Genomic DNA, 17924 nt, shown 5'->3' with positions numbered 1-17924 from the left:
GGCAGCAGATGAGCGATCCATTGCAGGCCTTATTAGACAGGGCGCTGAAAGCCAATTCCTTTCCGCCGACCAGTCGCTATTACAACGTGAAGACGGCGTCGCTCGTGACCGCCGACGGCACGATGGTGGTGCATCTGCGCCGCCGCTTCGTCCCGGGCAGCGAACGATTTACCGTGGTGCAACAGCATCGGGTGGCGGGCGGCGAACGGTTGGATCATCTGGCGGCGACCTACATGGGCGATCCGGAGCAGTATTGGCGGTTGTGTGATGCAAACGACGCGGTGCGGCCCGACGAGCTTACGGAGACCCTGGACCGCGCCATCGACATTGCGTTGCCGGAGGGAACCACAGGAGTCCCCGGTGCTTAAAGGCGTGCATCTGACATTGCTGGCGGGGCCGGTGGTCCCGTTTCCCGTTCCTCAGCCGGTGCTGGATGCCCTGACTGAAGTGCAGGTGACGAGCGCGACCGGCACGGCGGGGGGATTCCAACTGCAGTTCACGATTCAGAACAAGTCGCCCTTGCAGCAGGCATTCCTGCTGGCGGCGACGCAGACGCCGTTGATGCGCGTGATCCTGGTGGCGACCATCAATTTCATTCCCCATGTGCTGATGGACGGGGTCATCACCAATCAGGAAATCAGCTCCGGCGACAAACCGGGCGAGTCGACGCTCACGATCACCGGCGAGGATCTCACCAAAGTGATGGACCTGCAGTCGTTCGACGGGTTGCCCTACCCCGCGATGCCGGTGAATGTGCGGGTCATGACGATCCTGGCGAAATATGCCGTGTTCGGCATGATCCCGCTCGCAATTCCGCCGATCGGCTTCGACGTGCCGATTCCGACCATGCGGATTCCATCGCAGCAGGGAACCGATCTCCACTATATCCTTCAACTCGCGGAAGAGGCGGGCTACGTCTTTTACATCGAGCCGGGCCCCGTCCCCGGCACCAACACCGCCTATTTCGGACCCCAGCTCAAACTCGGCATTCCACAGCCGGCGTTGAACGTCGATATGGACTTCGATCGCAATGTGGAGTCGCTCAATTTTCAGTTTAACTCGACGAAGAAGGACCTCCCGATCGTGATGATTCACAACGAGCTGACAAAGGTGCCCATTCCCATACCGATTCCCGACATCAATCCGCTCCAGCCGCCGCTGGGGCTGGTGGGACCGCCCGTGACAAAACTGTCGATGCTGAAGGCCACGGGGAAACTCTCCGCGCCGCAGGCGCTGAACGAGGGGTTGAACGCCGCGAGCGAATCCATGGAGGCCGTGACGGGAAGCGGGTCGCTCGATGTGGCGCGGTATGGCCGATTGTTGAAGGCGCGGGGATTGGTCGGGGTGCGCGGCGCAGGGCTCGCCTTCGACGGGTTGTATTACGTCGAGAGCGTGACCACCACGATCAAGCGCGGAAGCTGCAAACAAAGTTTCCGCCTCACGCGAAACGGGCTCGTGTCCCTGACGCCGATGGTGCCGGTATGAACGACGCACAGACCTACTACGGGAAGTATCGCGGCACGGTGCTGAACAATATCGATCCCATGCAGATGGGGCGGCTGCAAGTTCAAGTGCCGGATGTGGCGGGATTGATTCCGACCTCATGGGCCATGCCCTGTTTTCCCGCCGGCGGGAAGCAGATGGGCGTGTATATGCTGCCGCAGATCGGCTCCGGGGTGTGGGTGGAGTTTGAGCAGGGGAATCCGGATTACCCGATCTGGAGCGGGTGTTGGTACGGCAGTGTGGCTGAAGTGCCGGCTCTGGGGTTGGCGGGCATCCCGGTCAGCCCGAACATGGTGATTCAGACGGCCGCTCAGAATGCGATCGTGATCAGCGACGTGCCGGGTCCGACCGGCGGCATCATGCTGAAGAGCGCGACCGGCGCCACGCTCATCGTGAACGATACAGGGATCTACATTCAAAACGGCAAGGGCGCGATGGTGACGCTCGTTGGACCGGCGGTGACCATCAACAACGGCGCGCTCACGATCATTTGAATGAAGCGGTCAGCCATCAGCAGTCAGCGTTCAGCTGTCAGGAAGCCGCTGATAGCTGATACCTGAACGCTGACAGCTGAAACCTAAGGAGAGACCATGCCAGGATTTCTGCTTCATCTCGGTGCCACCGTTATGTGTGCGCATGCGGGACAGGCGATGCCGGTGGTGCCGAATCCACGCGTGCTTGTCAGCGGGCAACCGACCGTGCCGATGAACAGTCTCTACGTCGTAGCCGGTTGTACTTTGCCGCCCCCCGCAGCCGCGAACGGTCCCTGCGTCACTGCGCAATACATCACGGCCGCCACCAGAGTGACCAGCAACGGCCTGCCGCTGTTGTTGATCGATAGTCAGGCGATATGCGCGCCGTCCGGCACGCCGCTGCTTCCGACGGTGACGCAAACAAGAGTGACGGGGATGTAATGATGGCGCAACTCGATTTTCCATATCGGTTCGACGCGCGAGGCCGGACCACCGGGACGGACGAGGCCGACCACATTCGCGACCTCATCGAGCAGGTGCTGTTCACCCATCCCGGTGAGCGGGTGATGCGACCGGATTTCGGCAGCGGGCTCCTGCAGGTGGTCTTCTCGCCCAACAGTGTGGTGCTGGCCGCCACGACGCAGGTGCTGGTACAGAGCTCGTTGCAGCGCTGGCTCAGCGAATGGATCGTGGTGGAGTCGGTGCAGGTGGAAACTATGGATTCGACGTTGCGGGTCACCGTGCAGTATGTGATCAGGGGGAGCGGTGCCCGCGTGGTCGGGACGTTCGTGCAAGGAGGCGGAGCGTGAGGTATTCCTGTTGCGACGAGCGGCGTCGTGAGGCGGTCCGGAATCATCCGACACTGAACGGGATTGATTTTCTGGAAGTCATTGATCACAGCGCGCCGACGGAAGCCGACCGCCAACGGAAACTTGAACTGCATTTTGTGAAGCCGTTGGGGACGTTGACGCTGGCGCCGGCTAACATCAGGATCGAAGGCGGTGAGCGCGTCACCACGTTTCATGTGCTGTCTGTGGTCGCCGGCGGCGGGCCATCCGCCGACGTCCTGACCGTCGAAGTGGATCAACCCGGCGACTTCTCGACGTACAGGCTGCGTGTGGTCACCGATGCCTTGAACGATGCGGTGCCTCCTGGAATCGACCCGCACCTGGCGACGATTGAGTTTTCGTTCAAGGTCGAATGCCCGAGTCCCTTCGACTGTGCGTCGCAACAGATCTGCCCGACGGTGCCGGAACCGGCGTCGGTGATCGATTATCTGGCCAAAGACTATGCGAGTTTCCGGCGGGTCATGCTCGACCGGATGTCGGCACTGATGCCGCAATGGAAGGAACGGAGTCCCGCTGATCTTGGCGTTATGTTGGTGGAGGCGCTGGCCTACACCGCCGATCAATTGAGTTACCAGCAGGATGCTGTCGCAACTGAAGCGTATCTGGGCACGGCGCGGCGCCGCGTCTCCGTCCGTCGTCACGCCCGGCTGATGGATTATTACGTGAGCGAGGGATGTAACGCGAGAACCTGGGTGCATGTTCAGGTCTCAGCGGATGTGGTTCGTGTTGATCCCGCCGACCCGGCCATTCCCATCGGCACCAAGTTGACGACGCGCATCCAGGGACAACTTACCGCCATCGCCGACGATCCGCGCGTCTATGAGCGTGGAGAGATCATCTTCGAAACGATGGAGCCTCTCCAATCTCTCTTTGCCGACCATAATGAGCTGCGGTTCTACAGTTGGAGCGACGAACGCTGTTGCCTTCCCACAGGCGCGATCTCGGCCACACTGGCCGGGCATCATCCGGCGCTCACGCCGGGGATGATCCTGCTGTTTGAAGAAGTCATCGGTCCGGAAACCGGCTCGTCCTCAGATGCCGATCCCACCAGACGGCATGTCGTACGGTTGGATCGCGTTGTTGCGACAGCCACGGGGGGTGGGCCGCTCACCGATCCGGTGACGAACCAGCTGATTACTGACATCACGTGGCATCAGGAAGATGCTTTGCCGTTTCCATTGTGTCTTTCCGCCGCCACGAGCACTGGATATCGTGACGCCGTCAGTGTGGCGAGAGGCAATCTGGTTTTGGCGGATCATGGGGTGACGTTGGCAGGGGAGGAATTGGGGGCCGTGCCGGAGCCGTTTCTCTTCATGCCCCGGTCGAAGGAGGCGGATCGATGCGCCCTGTCCACGCGTGAGCCGGTTCCACCGCGCTTTCGGCCGAGTCTTTCCAAGGGACCGCTCGCGCATGTAGGGCCTGCGTACGACCATGTGAACTCGGCCCGGGCCGCGTTGCAGTGGGACCTGCGAGCGGTGCAGCCGTCCATCAGCCTGACGGGAATCAACGGCACGGAGACGACGATCTGGACGGCGCGGCGAGACCTCCTGAACAGCGGTGCGGAGGCAGATGAGTATGTCGTCGAGGTCGACAATGACGGCAGCGGCGCGATCCGTTTTGGAGACGACGTCCATGGTCGCCGGCCTGAAACCGGCACCGCGTTTACGGCTCAGTATCGTGTCGGAAACGGCCGCGCGGGAAATATCGGGGCGGATTCGCTGGTCCACATTGCGCGTGCCATACCCGAAATCACCCTGGTGCGCAATCCCTTACCGGCCGTCGGTGGGCAGGATCCCGAATCGTTGCAGGACGTGCGTCAGCGCGCACCGGTGGCCTATCGCGTGCAAGAGCGAGCCGTGACAGAAGCGGATTACGCCGAGGTGACCGAACGTCGAGCCGACGTGCAGCGGGCTGCCGCCACGTTTCGTTGGACGGGGAGTTGGCACACGGTGTTTGTGACGGTCGATCGTGAGGGAGGCGCCGGTCTATCGGACGAGTTCGAGACAGACATTCGGGCGCATGTGGAGCGGTATCGCATGGCCGGTCATGATGTGGAAATTGACGGCCCGCAGTTCGTGTCGTTGGAGATTGATCTGCACGTCTGCGTGGGGTCCGATCATTTCCGGAGTGATGTCGAGCGTGAGTTGCTCGGCGTCCTCAGCAACCGCGATTTGCCGGACGGACGGCAAGGCCTCTTCCATCCGGATCGCTGGACCTTCGGGCAGCCGGTGTACCTGAGTGCGATTTACGGGGCCGCCCATCAAGTCACCGGCGTGGAGTCGGTGGAGGTGCGGACATTTCAGCGGCAGGGGGTGCCGGAGACGACAGGGCTCGATGGTGGACGCCTGGACATGGCCGCATTGGAGATTCCCCGCCTCGACAATGACCGCAACTTCCCGGAGCACGGCCGCTTGACCATTACGTTGGGAGGAGGGAAATGAGTCAGGACGTTCGAAACGAATGCGGCTGCTGCGCCGGTATCGAGGCTGCCACTCCCGGCCTGCTCTTTAACCGACCGGGCCTATCGGCGATCGCCTATCGCGTCGGGACGTACCAGACATTCCGGCAGAGCCTCCAGGCGCGGTTGTCTGACAGTCGCTGGACGGTTCTGCGGGGGCTGAGGACGCGCGATGACGATGATTTCACCATCGCGCTGTTGGATGCGTGGGCCATGACCGGCGACATCCTCACTTTCTACCAGGAGCGCATCGCCAACGAATCCTATCTGCGGACCGCCACGGAGCGCCTCTCGATTCTTGAGCAGTCGCGCCTGCTCGGGTATCAACTTGGTCCTGGGCTCGCTGCCGCCACACATCTGGCCTTCACGCTGGAAGAGCACCCTGGCCTGCCGCAACAAGCCGTCCAGCCGATCACGTTGGCGATTGGGACCAAGGTGCAAAGTGTTCCGGGGCCGGATGAACAACCGCAGACGTTCGAGACCATCGAGGCCATCCAGGCCAGAACGGAATGGAACGCCCTCCGGGCGCAGCAGACAGCATCGCAACTCCTCAGCTGGAACATGACGGAGTTATGGGTGGCGGGCACGAATGTCGGTCTCACGGTCGGGGAGGTGCTACTGATAGTGACAGACACCGGCAGTGGGTTTGAGGCGTCGATCCGTCGCGTGACCGGCGTCATGTCTCATCTCGAGCGTAAGAGTACACAGGTGCTGCTTGCCACACTTTCCAGCAGTGCCGGGACGATCGCCGCGACCAGGCCGGGCGTCTACGTCATGCGGACGATCGCTTCGCCGTTCGGGCACAATGCGCCATTACAACCGCAATACAGCAGCGGTGTATTTCAGGGCACGTTCAGCGAGTGGGCGTTGGACGCCAGTGAGACGGTGACGCGCATCACCCTCAGCAGCCGCAACGACAAGATCCTGAAGGACAGTGTCGTCGTCGTCGAACAAGACGATCCGGGTACTGGCTCTCGCATCTGGACCTTTGCCCTGGTGTCCGATGTCGTCCATCGTTCGGTGGCCCGGTATGGCATCGCCGGCAATGGAACTCAATTGACCCTCAGCGCCGGTTGGGCCAAGGATGCCGATTCGAAATTGGATCTGCTGCGCACGATGACGATCGCGGCTCAGAACGAGGAGTTGACGCCGGCGGCCTTGCCGCTTCTGTATCCGGTGTATGGTGAGGAGCTGTCATTCGATCAACTGGTCGACGGCCTGATGCCGGGACGCCCGCTCGCGGTAAGCGGAACGCGTCAGCGCATCCGCATCACCGCCGTTCCTCGCACGTCAAAACGAAGACGCCTGCCCCTCGATCTTCCTGGTGATGTTCCGAGTCCGCCGGACCTGCCGGATGTGCCTGATATTGAGCTGCCCCCCATCCTCATGCTGGATTCTGGTGAGGTTGTCTTTCTCACGGTCGGAGACATGCTTTCCCTGGTCGCGCCGCCCATGACCGTTGCCGGCTCCGTGCTCACGGCGCTTACCCCGTCGGAGTTCGGCGCGGCGCTGACCGACTCGGCTCCGCCTCTGCTGCGACTGCAGGTCATGGATCGAGACGGACAAATCGGGTACGTCAACATCAGCGCCGGAGCCATCGAGATGCTACCTCCGTCTGATGCGGATGACACGGTGAGCGAGATCGCCTTCATCGACGAAGCGATCGGAACCAGCATCGCTCAGGATCGCGATCGCACGACCGTCCAACTCGCCACGGCGCTGGTCAACGTGTACGCGCGCACAACGGTTCGTATCAACGCCAACGTCGCCGCCGCCACTCACGGCGAAAGTGTGAGGGAACCGTTAGGCAGCGGTGACGCGGCCGTACCCTATCAGCACTTCACGCTGCGGCAACCACCTCTCACCTATGTTGGGGCCGATACGCCGGACGGTTCGACCTCGACGCTGAAGGTCTACGTCAATGAGGTCTTGTGGGAAGAAGTCCCGTTTTTCTACGGGCATGGCCCCACCGAGCGCATCTACATCACCAGGCGGGACGACGAGGGGCGTACCACCATCCGATTCGGCGACGGGATCACGGGGGCGCGGTTGCCGACCGGCCAGAACAACGTGCGGGCGGAGTACCGGAAGGGAACGGGCCTCGGAGGGCTCGTGCGAGCCGGACAATTGAGCTTGCTGATGAGCCGACCGCTCGGGTTGAAGGGCGTGCTGAATCCGGAGGCTGCGGAGGGGGCTGAAGATCCGGAGTCGAGGGACGATGCCCGCACGAACGCGCCGCTGACCGTCCTGACGATGGAGCGTGCCGTGTCGCTGCAAGATTATGAAGATTTCGCCAGGACCTTTTCCGGTGTCGCCAAGGCCCAAGCCGTCTGGGTCTGGGATGGCCGCAAGCGGAGCATCTTCCTCACAGTCGCCGGTCCGGATGGAGAGGTATTGACGGAGGACGGTTCCGTTATCACGAAGTTGAAGGAGTCCCTGCGCACGTACGGTGATCCGTTTGTCGCGTTCACCGTGAAGCCCTATCGGCAGGCCTGGTTTGAGATCGACGGCACGGTGACGATCGATCCGGAGCATGTCAGCAACGTCGTGATGGACGCCATATCGGTCGATCTTGGGCAACGGTATGCCTTTGAGGCGAGGGCGTTCGGGCAGCCCGTTGCGCTGAGCGAGGTGATCGCCGCAATCCAGGCCGTTCCCGGTGTGGTGGCGGTGGATCTGGACCGGTTCGCGCGCACAGACCACACGCTACCGGCGATTCAGCCGCGTCTGATCGCCGATCGCCCGGCTATGGGTGCGGACGGGGTCATGCCGGCGGCGGAACTGTTGTTGCTTGATCCCGGCTCATTGACTCAACTGAAGGCGGTCCAATGAATCCAGAAGCAGACAAACTGTACCAGCTGCTCCCCGCGATCTACCGCATGCGCGATGCGGAGCAGGGGAACGCATTACGTGCCCTGTGCGAGGTGCTGGCCGAAGACATCGCGGTGCTGCGGGAGAATCTCGACCAACTCTATGACGATCAGTTCATAGAAACCTGCGCTGATTGGGTGGCCCCCTACATCGGGGATCTGATCGGTTACCGCACCCTGCACGGGGTGACCGACCGGACGAGGAGCGCTCGTGCGGAGGTGGCCAACACGATTGCCTATCGTCGGCGAAAGGGCACGGCAACCGTTCTCGAACAACTGGCCCGGGATGTCACCGGGTGGAACGCGCGTGTCGTGGAGTTCTTCCAGTGGCTCGAAACCAGCCAATACATGAACCACGTGCGTCCCACCAACCTGGTCACCGTCGATCTGCGGAATTGGGAAGCCTTGGAGCGGCGCGACACGGCCTTTAACGGGATTGCCCATTCCGTCGACATGCGGCGTATTGAAACCCAGCAGGGGCGGTACAACATCCCCAACATCGGTCTGTTCCTCTGGCGATTGGATGCCTTCGCGGTGCGCCGTTCCCCTGTATGTCGAGTGGACGATGAACGGTTTCTGTTCAGTCCCTTGGGAAATAACCAGCAGCTCTTCACCAGACCACAAGCGGAGACCGACATCGCGCATCTGGCCGAACCATTGCATGTGCCGGAGCCGATCAGCCGCAGGGTGCTGGATCGGTATCTTGCGCAGTACTACGGCCCGCAGCTGAGCCTGTTTCTGGAGGCGGACAATCTGGACACGAGTGTGAATCAGGTACAGGTCTGCAATTTGTCGGACGACGGCCCAAGTTGGGCGCACCTCCCGGTGAGCAAGGTGTCGATTGATCCGGTGCTGGGGCGGATCGCCGTCCCGCCGGGAACCCCGCCGGTCAATCTACGCGTGACGTATCACTATGGGTTCAGTATGCCGACCGGCGGCGGATCGTACGAGCGAGGGAAGACCTTTGCGCTCGGCGGCGGGTTTGCCTCCGTCACGCAGGGAGTGATCCTGCAAGCGGAACTGACCGCGGCACAGGCCGGCGGCATCGTGCAGATCGACGATAGCGGGCGTTATGCGGAAGCGTTGAGCCTGAATCTCCCTGCCGCTGCGAAGGTGGAGGTGCGCGCCGCCAACGAACATCGGCCGACCCTGGTACTCAACGGCGACTGGACGATCACCTTGGCACCGGGAGCGGAATTGACCTTGAACGGGCTCCTCATCACGGGCGGGCGGGTGCGGGTGACGGCAGCGGGCCCGGTCGGAACCCGTATCTTGCGACTACGCCATTGCACGTTGGTACCGGGGCTGGGCCTGACGAGTGAAGGGGAGCCCCTGTCGCCGTCAGCTCCATCGCTGGTCATTGAGCGAGAAGGCACGACCGTCGAGATCGACCACTGTGTACTGGGTGGCCTTCGCGCCGTGGACAATACCGAGGTGTCGATCACGAATTCGCTGGTCGATGCGACGTCGCCGACCGGGGTGGCCTACGCAGCCCTGGACGGTTTGGGTGCCGGGGGTGTCCTGAGCATCGTGAATAGTACGGTCATGGGCAAGGTGCATACGAAGCGCTTGGATCTTGCCTCGAACACGATCTTCGCGGCTGCCCTCACCAACGGCGACAGCTGGAGTCATCCGGTCTGGTCCGATCAAAACCAGCAAGGCTGTTGCCGGTTTTCCTTTGTGCCGCTGAATTCGATCGTGCCGCGCCGCTACCGTTGCCAGCCGGATCTGGCCGTGGAGGCGGCGTTGTTGGAGGCCGATCAACCGAAGGGCAGCCTCACCGGCCCGGAAACGCAGGCCATCACGCTGGCGACGCAAGCGCGTGTCAGGCCGGCTTTTTCGGCTCGTCGGTATGGGTTAGCGGCGTACGGGCAATTGGCCGGACATTGCCCGGAGGAAATCAGGCGCGGGGCGGAGGATGAAGCTGAAATGGGCGTCTTTCACGATGTCTTCGCACCGCAGCGGGAAGACAACTTGAAGATCCGATTGCAGGAGTATCTCCGGTTCGGACTGGAGGCGGGGCTGTTTCACGCCACCTAAGGAGGAACCCTGTTGTGGGGCCAGGTCGCGAGCGAGGCCGTCCGGACCGTGAACATGAACCGTTTTAATCATTGGGAGAGCGCACATGAGTGGCGATTACAGCCGGAAACGATTCAACCCTGAGAAACATTACCAGGGCGTGCTGCGGCAGCAGGGACGAGTGGACCTTGATGCCGATTGGAATGAGTATGTGGATCTTCAGGATCGCCGTTGGCGTGCGGAGACCATCGATGTGGTGGGGCGTTGCGGGGTGCCGGCCGAGACGCCGGAGGGATTCAAGATCGGCGTCACCGGCGGAGAACTGACCGTCGGACAAGGGCGGATGTACGTCGATGGGTACGTAGCCGAGAACCACGGGACTGCGCCGGCGCTCGACGCCACGATCGAAGAGCAGTACGGCACGGCGGCACTGTTGGTGAAGGATCAGCCCTTCGGCGGCCCGGTGACGATTCCTCCCCAGGTGCGGTCGCTCGTCTACCTGGATGTCTGGCGAAGGGAAGTGACGTATCTGCAGGCGCCGGACCTCATCGAGCCGGCCGTGAACGTTGATACAACGACCAGGGACCAGACCGCCTGGCAGGTGAGGATTCTGGGCGGCATCCCGGCGGAGGTGAACTGTGAGACCCCACTGACGGACATTCCCGGTTGGCCTGCAGGAAACCGTCCCTCCTCCGCTCGCTTGACCACCACGACGGTGGCGGTGACGACAGAGCCGGATCTCTGCCTCGTGCCGCCGACCGGTGGCTATCGCGGCTTGGAGAATCATCTGTACCGAGTCGAGGTACACAGTGCGACGAACACGACCGCGAAGGTGAAGTGGTCGCGAGAGAATGCGCATGTCGCCACAACCATTGTTGAAATCCTTGCCGGCCGGACGACCGTGCGTGTGGAAAGCCTGGGGCGTGATAACGTGCTCCGCTTTAAGACCGGAGATTGGGTGGAATTCACGAGTGATACGCGCGAATTCGCCGGTCTGCCCGGTGAGATGCGCAAGGTGACGGTGGATGACACCAACAAGACGTTGACGTTTACCCCTGCGTTGCCGATCGCCGATTTCCCCCAAGGCGTGCCGGACGCAACCAAACACTTGCGCGTGATCCGGTGGGATCAATCCGGAATCGTGCGAAAACCGGATGGCTCGCAATTGGTGAACCTGGACCTCACGACCGACGGATTGATCGAACTGTCCGCGGCCAATCCCAGCTTTGTGTTGGAGTACGGGGTGCAAGCCACGTTGACGGTGCAGACGGGAGGGACCGCGCAGAGCGGCGACTATTGGTGCTTCGCGGCCAGGACCGCGGATGCCGATATCGAGCGACTCGATCTGGCGCCGCCCCTCGGTCTCTATCATCATTACTGCCATCTCGCGATCATCGAAGCCGACGGCCAAATTCACGACTGCCGGACGGTGTTTCCTCCGCTCACGGAGTTGACTCCCGGCTGTTGCACGGTCGTGGTGCGTCCTGGTGAGGATATCCAAGCGGCAATCGATTCGTTGCCGGAGGAAGGCGGATGTGTCTGTCTCAAAGTCGGCGAGCACGAAATTGAGGCGCCGATCCGAATTGAACAGTCCAACGTGTCGTTGCACGGGGAAACCGCTGGCGCTCGCGTCTTGCGGAAGAACGGAACAGAGCTCCTTCACATCGGGCATCCCAACGGGCTGCTGGTGGAGCATGTGACCGTCTCCGGGGTGTCCTTGATGCTGGAAAACAAGGGGCAGCAGGGGCAGGGCCTGCAGGCCATGGTGGCGATGGATCGTTGCCGTGACGCCACGCTCGAGCGGTGCCTGGTGCATGCGGAGGTGTCGACGCAGATCGCCGGTGTGGTCATCAGCCGCAGCACCGATGTGCGCGTGACTGGTTGTGTCGTCGACAATGTGCACTACGGAGTCTGGACGCTCGCCGATACGACGGGCCTCGTCATCGTCGGCAACAGTTTCGATGCCGCAAACAAACGGAAGAGCGACGGAGGTCTGGTAGGGCTTCTCCTTCAAGACCTGTCCTTTCCGGCGCGCATCGAGGACAATCGCCTTCTGGGGTTTGTTTTTGGCATTGTGCTGAACAATGGAGCTCTGACCGGCACCCCGTTTTCGCTGGCCGCCGGTTCCACCATTGCCGGGAACTATATCGTGCGGCTGGGGGCAGAGGTGGATCCGGGGACGTTGAAGGCGTTCGGCATTGATGTGGCTGCCGATGGCTGTGTCATCAGCGACAACATTCTCCTCTACAATTCCCCGGAATACGGCGGCATTTCCGTCAGCGGCAGGGATGCGGTCGTCGAACGCAATCAACTCCGCTCCTTGTTGAAAGAGGCAGGCTCGGTTCGGCCGATTGCGCTGCTGTTGGCCAGGCTGGGCGCAAACGGCAGTCTCGGATCTCTCGGAGGGAGAGTGTCGGGCAACTTGGCCTTCGGTGTGCAGGACGGCATCGTGGTGATCGGCAATGAGGGAGCCGAAGTGCTCGACAATACGGTGGGCAGCGAGGGACAGGAGGTGCGATTCGGCATTCTGTTGGCGTTTTCGAGTCGGGTTCGGGCGCAGGGAAATCGGGTCACCAACACCGCCTGGCCCATCGCGGCCAGCGGCGGGACGGCGAACGTGCTGGCCGACAACAGCCTGGTGCGGGGCGTCGGCGGGATCACCGCGGTCTTTCATACGTCGTTCACGTGCAGCCAGAATCGCGTCGAAGACATGCGGCATTGGGGTATTCTCAGCCTGGTCGGGTTTGCCAAATGTGCGCTGACAGAGAATCGAGTCTTGAACTGTGGCTACCAGCAAGCTCCATCCATCGGCATCGGGGCCTCCGTGCAGCTCGGGGAATTGTGTGTGGAGTCCTGTGAGGTGATGAATACCGGGGTCTCGCCGGACAATACGACCATCAGTGCCTTGTCCTGGGGCATCATTGCGGATCTCATTCTTGAGGCGAGAGTGCAGAGCAACCTGGTCACTTATGCAAACGCCGCCCTCTTGGATGCCAATCAGGAGCACCGCGCGCTCTGGATGCGTGGCTGGCTGGAACAGGTGATCACATTCGGGGCAGGCCAGGTGGTGTTCGGATTCAGCGCGCAGATTCTCGATAATAAATTTCTCGGGCCTGGTCGAACGGCGTTAGTTGAAATCGCTCAGCAAAATGTGAGCGACACGTTGTTCCGCCGCTTCGAGCGGCTCTTCTTCAGCAATAATTTCTGTTGGCACGCCAGCGTAGCCGCCCAGGGGACCGCAACCGTGTCTCTCTCAGCCCGAAGCGCGATCGTGATGGGCAATCACATCAAGACCAATGTGCCGATCCCGTCCGTGGATTTCCACGGCATGAAGGAGGCGGTCTACATGGGCAACCTGGCTCAAGCCAACCCGGTGAACTTCGGAGGAATTCCATCCCCGGTCTCCGGCTTCAATCGACCCTAGGGATGGCAGGATGCAGAAAAGGACCGCCGGCGGTGTTCTCGTTGCGTTCAGACTCTCAACGTACTGCAAGGGTACGCGTCGGGTCTTCACTGACTGCGGCCTTGCTGGACGGCCATTTTGCACATCCTTCGAGGTATGTTGACGCGAGGCGGCACGCGGTCCTCAGTGCAAGCTATGATGCAATAAACGAGATTTTCCGCAATCTACGACGTGTGTAAAGGAGAGCAGCGATGGCGACTTTAAATCAGATGGTGGCGGAACAGGCAAAGGTGATCGGCGAGGCCAGGGCGTCCCTGGAGGCGGCATTTAAGAAGCCGCCGACCCAGACCGCGACGATAGCGGCCAGGGAGGCGACGGTGGCAGAATTAAAGACGAGGATGTCCAACCTTGCGGAGGTGAAAGCCTCGTTCACACGCCAGATCGATCAACAGCTGTCCGGGTATCAGGCGGAGATTTCCGCCTTGGAAAAACTCATCGAGGAAGACAAGAAGCGCTTCGGTGAGCAACCGACGCCTCCGCGCCCGACTCGGGGGAAGGGGCGGGGCAAATAGCGGCTGTGGCCGCCCGCATATGAGACCTCGATGGAGCGGGTCAATCAGGCCAGAGCAGCGGCTGGGCAACAGGAAGGCGCATCGACGCTGCGTCGGAGTGCAGCGTTCCCTAACTCTGCGCTCGACGAGACTGCGGACGCAGGGGCGCTGGAGTCCGGCCCCGGTTTCCCTCAGCTGACTCACCACCCAAGCCGATTCACCATTTATCCAAGCGTAGCGCCAGGCCCGGTGCCTTACCGGGCCGGCATGGAGCGAGCCTTCGCCGTCGATCTGTCCGCGGTGCGGGCCTACTGCGGCGCATCCGCGCTCCTGACAGACTCCGGGGCCCGTGCCGCTGCCTGGCCTGAGACTCTGGTCTTTGCCTCTCCTCAACCCTCTCCGCCTGTCGTGGCCCATGAGATCGCGCACATCCTGCAGTATCGCCGTGCAGCTTCTCCTTCGGTCGATGGGCGCACGGAGCCATCGTCCCGCCATGAGGCGGAGCAGGAAGCCGGCCTGGCTGCCGCCGGCTTTCAGGCTGGTGTTGCTCTGCCGGTGCAAGCCCGCTCTGCCGTGGCGCCGCTATTTTACACCGACGAGGAGGAGCCGGATTCCGAAGAGTTTCTCGCGGATCGCCCACCGCTCTTTGCGGGCCAAGAGGTGGGTACCTGGGGAAGTTCGTGGCCGGCGAGTTTGATCGCGCGTGAGCGGCTGGCCGTGAATGTGCCTGCCACACAACGCAGCCACGCGATTGTGGAGGCCATCGCGCGGCGCGAGCCGATCGTGATCCTGCATGAATACGACAGGCTCTGGCTCTATCGATTGACATGGGAAGGGCTCTCCGGCCGCTATTCCCGATTCACCAACGCCGAGACCCTCTTTCACGAGGGAACGAACGAGCGAGGCAACTATTCCGTCTCCAACGTGCAAGGCCGGGCGGAAGTCGAGGCATTTGTGACGGAGGACGGCGAGGTTCTGTCACCGCCCGGGGCCGGGAAGTTGTTTTCCCATACCGGTGGCGAATTCGAAGATCCCTTGGTGTCGAAGGTTCAGAACGCGTCGGCCTTTGTGAACGGCATGCTCGTGGGGCTGGAGGGGGCGAATGTTGCAGCCTTGGCGGCCAGGCTTCGGCGCATGGCCGCCCTCAATATGGTTTTCCCGACCCCGTTTGCCATCGGCGCCGTTCGTGGACTGGTCGATGAAATGCTTGAGCTGGTGCAATTGCTGAATCCCCAACAGTGGGTGGCGATCGAAGCGGCGGCGCGCGAGACGATTCTGGTGCTGAGCGATCCGGACGGGGAGGAATTGGCCGCTTCGTTGGGGGAGGAGTTCGGGCGAAGCCAGGCGGCTGCCCTTGATCACCTTCTGCAGCAGAGCCTGCCGATATTCGCCTATGAGGTCGGCAAGTTGATTGGTCCGACGATTATCGAGCTCCTGCTCGCGTTGGTCGGCATTGAAATCGGTCCCGTGGCAATGCTGCAAAAGTCGCTGGCTGCGATGAAGCAGGTTCCTCGTGTGGCCGGGATGGTCCGCGATTTCGCGCTGGTCTTTCCTGATCTGCCCGACACACCCGCACCTTCAGCGACGCGGCTTCCCGATAAGGCACGGGGTCATGTTGCAGTTCCGGATGCCTCCACCAACTCAAGTCCCTCGGTCGCAGCACGACTCCCTCAGGGGCTGCCCAACCTCACGCGCGAGGAGCAGGCGCTGTTGGCGAGAACCGGCAATCAGCTTGAGTTCCCCGATGCCCTCCCGCAGGACTTGGCCGATCAGGAACTGGCCATCGTGAAACGTTCGACGAAGCTGCCCATCAGCGGGAGCGATGGAAAATATGTCAATGAGGTGGATCTGGGCAACGGCCACCAGTGGAGAGAGCAGTCCAATGGCGCCTGGTGCCGGTTCTCGGATGGGCCAACTAACTGCACCGCGCTGGTACCGATGCTTGGTCCAGTGTCACCAGGAACGATCGTAGCGAAGGCTGCCGATAGAGAATCACTGCTGGAACGTTATACGGCATGGGCCGCGAATCGCGGTGCGGATGAAGTTGAGGTGGCGATACTCAAGGCGATTACTGGAACGGGTGAGTATCCGGCAGGGACGTATGCGGTTGTGGTCGGCTCAAGAAAAGGCGTGATCTATCCGGGAAATACGCCGGAAGTCCGGTGGTTGACCATCTCCCATGTGCACCCTGGGGTGGCGAATGAACCTGGGTATCGCCATCCCTCGCTTGCGGACCTCGAAGCGGCTGAAGAGGACACAATTCGGCTCGGAAAGCTTGTCGGTGGCGTCAGAAAGTGGATTCATTTCCAGACGCCCGAGGGGAGCTGGAATTCCGTGAAGTACGGGTATGATGCCACCATCGAACGGTATTTCGTTGAGATCGAAGGCGAGGACAGACTGACTTTTGAGAGACTTCACGATGTCACGGATGATCAACTCCGTGAGTACGATCGACTTGACGAGGCAGGCTTGGTGCAAGAACGCATCAAACTCATGCAGCAGGAAAACTCGAAGGGTACATATCTGAGGTGGTATGCCGAGCAATTCAGTTTCATGCAGTAGCGATCCTGTGGAGCGCGTCGATGTGTGGGGACCGACAGGAGGTCAATGATGACACGAAGGCTGCAGGCCCAATCACGTCCTTCCGGGAGTTCCTCCAGCAGAAGTGCGGTATTGTCGGACGGGCGGCAGGGTGACCGGTCCTGCTCCTGCGGCAACACCTGTCAGGATTGTCGTGCCCGACAGAACGGGAAGTCACTGCCCCATGCCTGGACCGGCACGATTCCACCCCTGGTCTATGACGTGCTCGCTTCGCCGGGAGAGCCGTTGGAACCAGGATTCCGTGGGGAGATGGAATCGCGGTTTGGACATGACTTTGGGAAGGTGCGCGTGCATCGTGATGGGCGGGCGGCTGCGTCGGCTGAAGCGGTTCGAGCCAGGGCCTACACGGTCGGCCATGAGGTCGTGCTGGGATCTTCCGCGGCCGGTCTCAAGAGTAGGGACAACTTTCCGCTGCTGAGTCATGAATTGGCTCATGTGGTGCAACAGGACAAGGCCTTCGGGAGTTCGGGGCAGTCGGGCCTGTTGCAACGTGCCGGGCTGGAGCCGTCGAACGGCGCACAAGAAGTATCAGCGGCCTCAGGATTACCAGAACCGGATTGCGACACCCGCGTGGCGGATCTCTTCCTGCTCGGGGCGATTCATTGTCCGCAGCGTCCGGAATGTTGTTTTGCGCAGGTACATGATCGGAAGAACAGGAACCTCACGGGTATCTTTCGCGCGGACCATCAGCTGGAAGGTAAGCCGGACTGTGAGTACGGCGACCAGAAGCGCCATGACTTCTGGTTAGCCAATCACTGGAGAATTCTGGAGATCACGACCTCCGACATGACCGTGATGAACATGTGCGGGCGGGAGGAGACCTTGAATGTGGAAGGGATCGACACGGTCAAGGGAGAGCCGGCCTCGGCGGTCGTTCCCGGTCGTCCGCCTTCGTCGACGTCGTTGCCGCCGCCGCACATCGTCGACCATACCCAGGGCATGTGGGGCAACACGAACAAGATCCACTACGATGACCAGTGCAATTCGATTCATGTCGTCCCGAATGAGACAGGGAAGGAGACTAAGGTGTACCGGTGGGACTCGGCGCAAGAGAGCTTTGTGAACGAACAGGATCCCGCCGATACCAAGACGCCCGGGCAAATGGAGCGATTCGCCGGCATCGTGTTGAAAGAATACGTAGGCGGTGAGTGGCAAGGGAGACACTGCGGCGATCTTCCGAGGTGGGCGCTGTGAAGCG

The 17924-nt window shown here is 61.5% G+C and carries 12 protein-coding genes; all 12 read left to right on the top strand.

Annotated features, from left to right (window positions below; translation table 11 throughout):
• Positions 1-8: 8 nt before the first annotated feature.
• Positions 9-368, top strand: coding sequence for a LysM domain-containing protein (locus tag KJA79_RS20255; RefSeq protein ID WP_213043912.1), 360 nt, complete (start codon positions 9-11; stop codon positions 366-368).
• Positions 361-1485 (top strand): hypothetical protein, encoded by a 1125-nt coding sequence (locus KJA79_RS20250; protein WP_213043911.1) that lies wholly within the window; start codon positions 361-363, stop codon positions 1483-1485. Before KJA79_RS20255 ends, KJA79_RS20250 begins: the two co-directional genes overlap by 8 nt.
• A complete protein-coding gene (locus tag KJA79_RS20245) occupies positions 1482-1997 on the top strand; it encodes a phage baseplate assembly protein V (RefSeq protein WP_213043910.1) in 516 nt (171 codons plus the stop codon). Before KJA79_RS20250 ends, KJA79_RS20245 begins: the two co-directional genes overlap by 4 nt.
• A 96-nt stretch (positions 1998-2093) precedes the next feature.
• Positions 2094-2417 (top strand): hypothetical protein, encoded by a 324-nt coding sequence (locus KJA79_RS20240; RefSeq protein WP_213043909.1) that lies wholly within the window; start codon positions 2094-2096, stop codon positions 2415-2417.
• Between the two features lie 2 nt (positions 2418-2419).
• On the top strand, positions 2420-2785 hold the full coding sequence (locus KJA79_RS20235) for a GPW/gp25 family protein (protein WP_213043981.1): 366 nt from the start codon (positions 2420-2422) through the stop codon (positions 2783-2785).
• Positions 2782-5265, top strand: coding sequence for a putative baseplate assembly protein (locus KJA79_RS20230; protein ID WP_213043908.1), 2484 nt, complete (start codon positions 2782-2784; stop codon positions 5263-5265). The genes KJA79_RS20235 and KJA79_RS20230 overlap by 4 nt, the downstream gene beginning before the upstream one ends.
• Positions 5262-8114, top strand: a complete 2853-nt coding sequence (locus tag KJA79_RS20225) for a putative baseplate assembly protein (protein WP_213043907.1) — start codon at positions 5262-5264, stop codon at positions 8112-8114. Before KJA79_RS20230 ends, KJA79_RS20225 begins: the two co-directional genes overlap by 4 nt.
• Positions 8111-10192, top strand: a complete 2082-nt coding sequence (locus KJA79_RS20220; protein WP_213043906.1) for a hypothetical protein — start codon at positions 8111-8113, stop codon at positions 10190-10192. Before KJA79_RS20225 ends, KJA79_RS20220 begins: the two co-directional genes overlap by 4 nt.
• 85 nt (positions 10193-10277) lie before the next feature.
• A complete protein-coding gene (locus KJA79_RS20215; RefSeq protein ID WP_213043905.1) occupies positions 10278-13595 on the top strand; it encodes a DUF6519 domain-containing protein in 3318 nt (1105 codons plus the stop codon).
• 230 nt (positions 13596-13825) lie between these two features.
• On the top strand, positions 13826-14146 hold the full coding sequence (locus tag KJA79_RS20210) for a hypothetical protein (protein ID WP_213043904.1): 321 nt from the start codon (positions 13826-13828) through the stop codon (positions 14144-14146).
• A gap of 30 nt (positions 14147-14176) precedes the next feature.
• Positions 14177-16687 carry an eCIS core domain-containing protein gene (locus tag KJA79_RS20205; protein WP_213043903.1) on the top strand — a complete coding sequence of 837 codons (2511 nt, stop codon included), beginning with the start codon at positions 14177-14179 and terminating at the stop codon, positions 16685-16687.
• A gap of 45 nt (positions 16688-16732) precedes the next feature.
• Complete coding sequence (locus KJA79_RS20200; protein WP_213043902.1) at positions 16733-17920, top strand: eCIS core domain-containing protein; 1188 nt, start codon at positions 16733-16735, stop codon at positions 17918-17920.
• Positions 17921-17924 lie beyond the last annotated feature (4 nt).

This window comes from Nitrospira defluvii (genome assembly GCF_905220995.1).
Lineage (GTDB): Bacteria > Nitrospirota > Nitrospiria > Nitrospirales > Nitrospiraceae > Nitrospira_A > Nitrospira_A defluvii_C.
The sequence above is the reverse complement of the archived record's forward strand: the minus strand, read 5'-3'. Positions and strand labels throughout refer to the sequence as shown.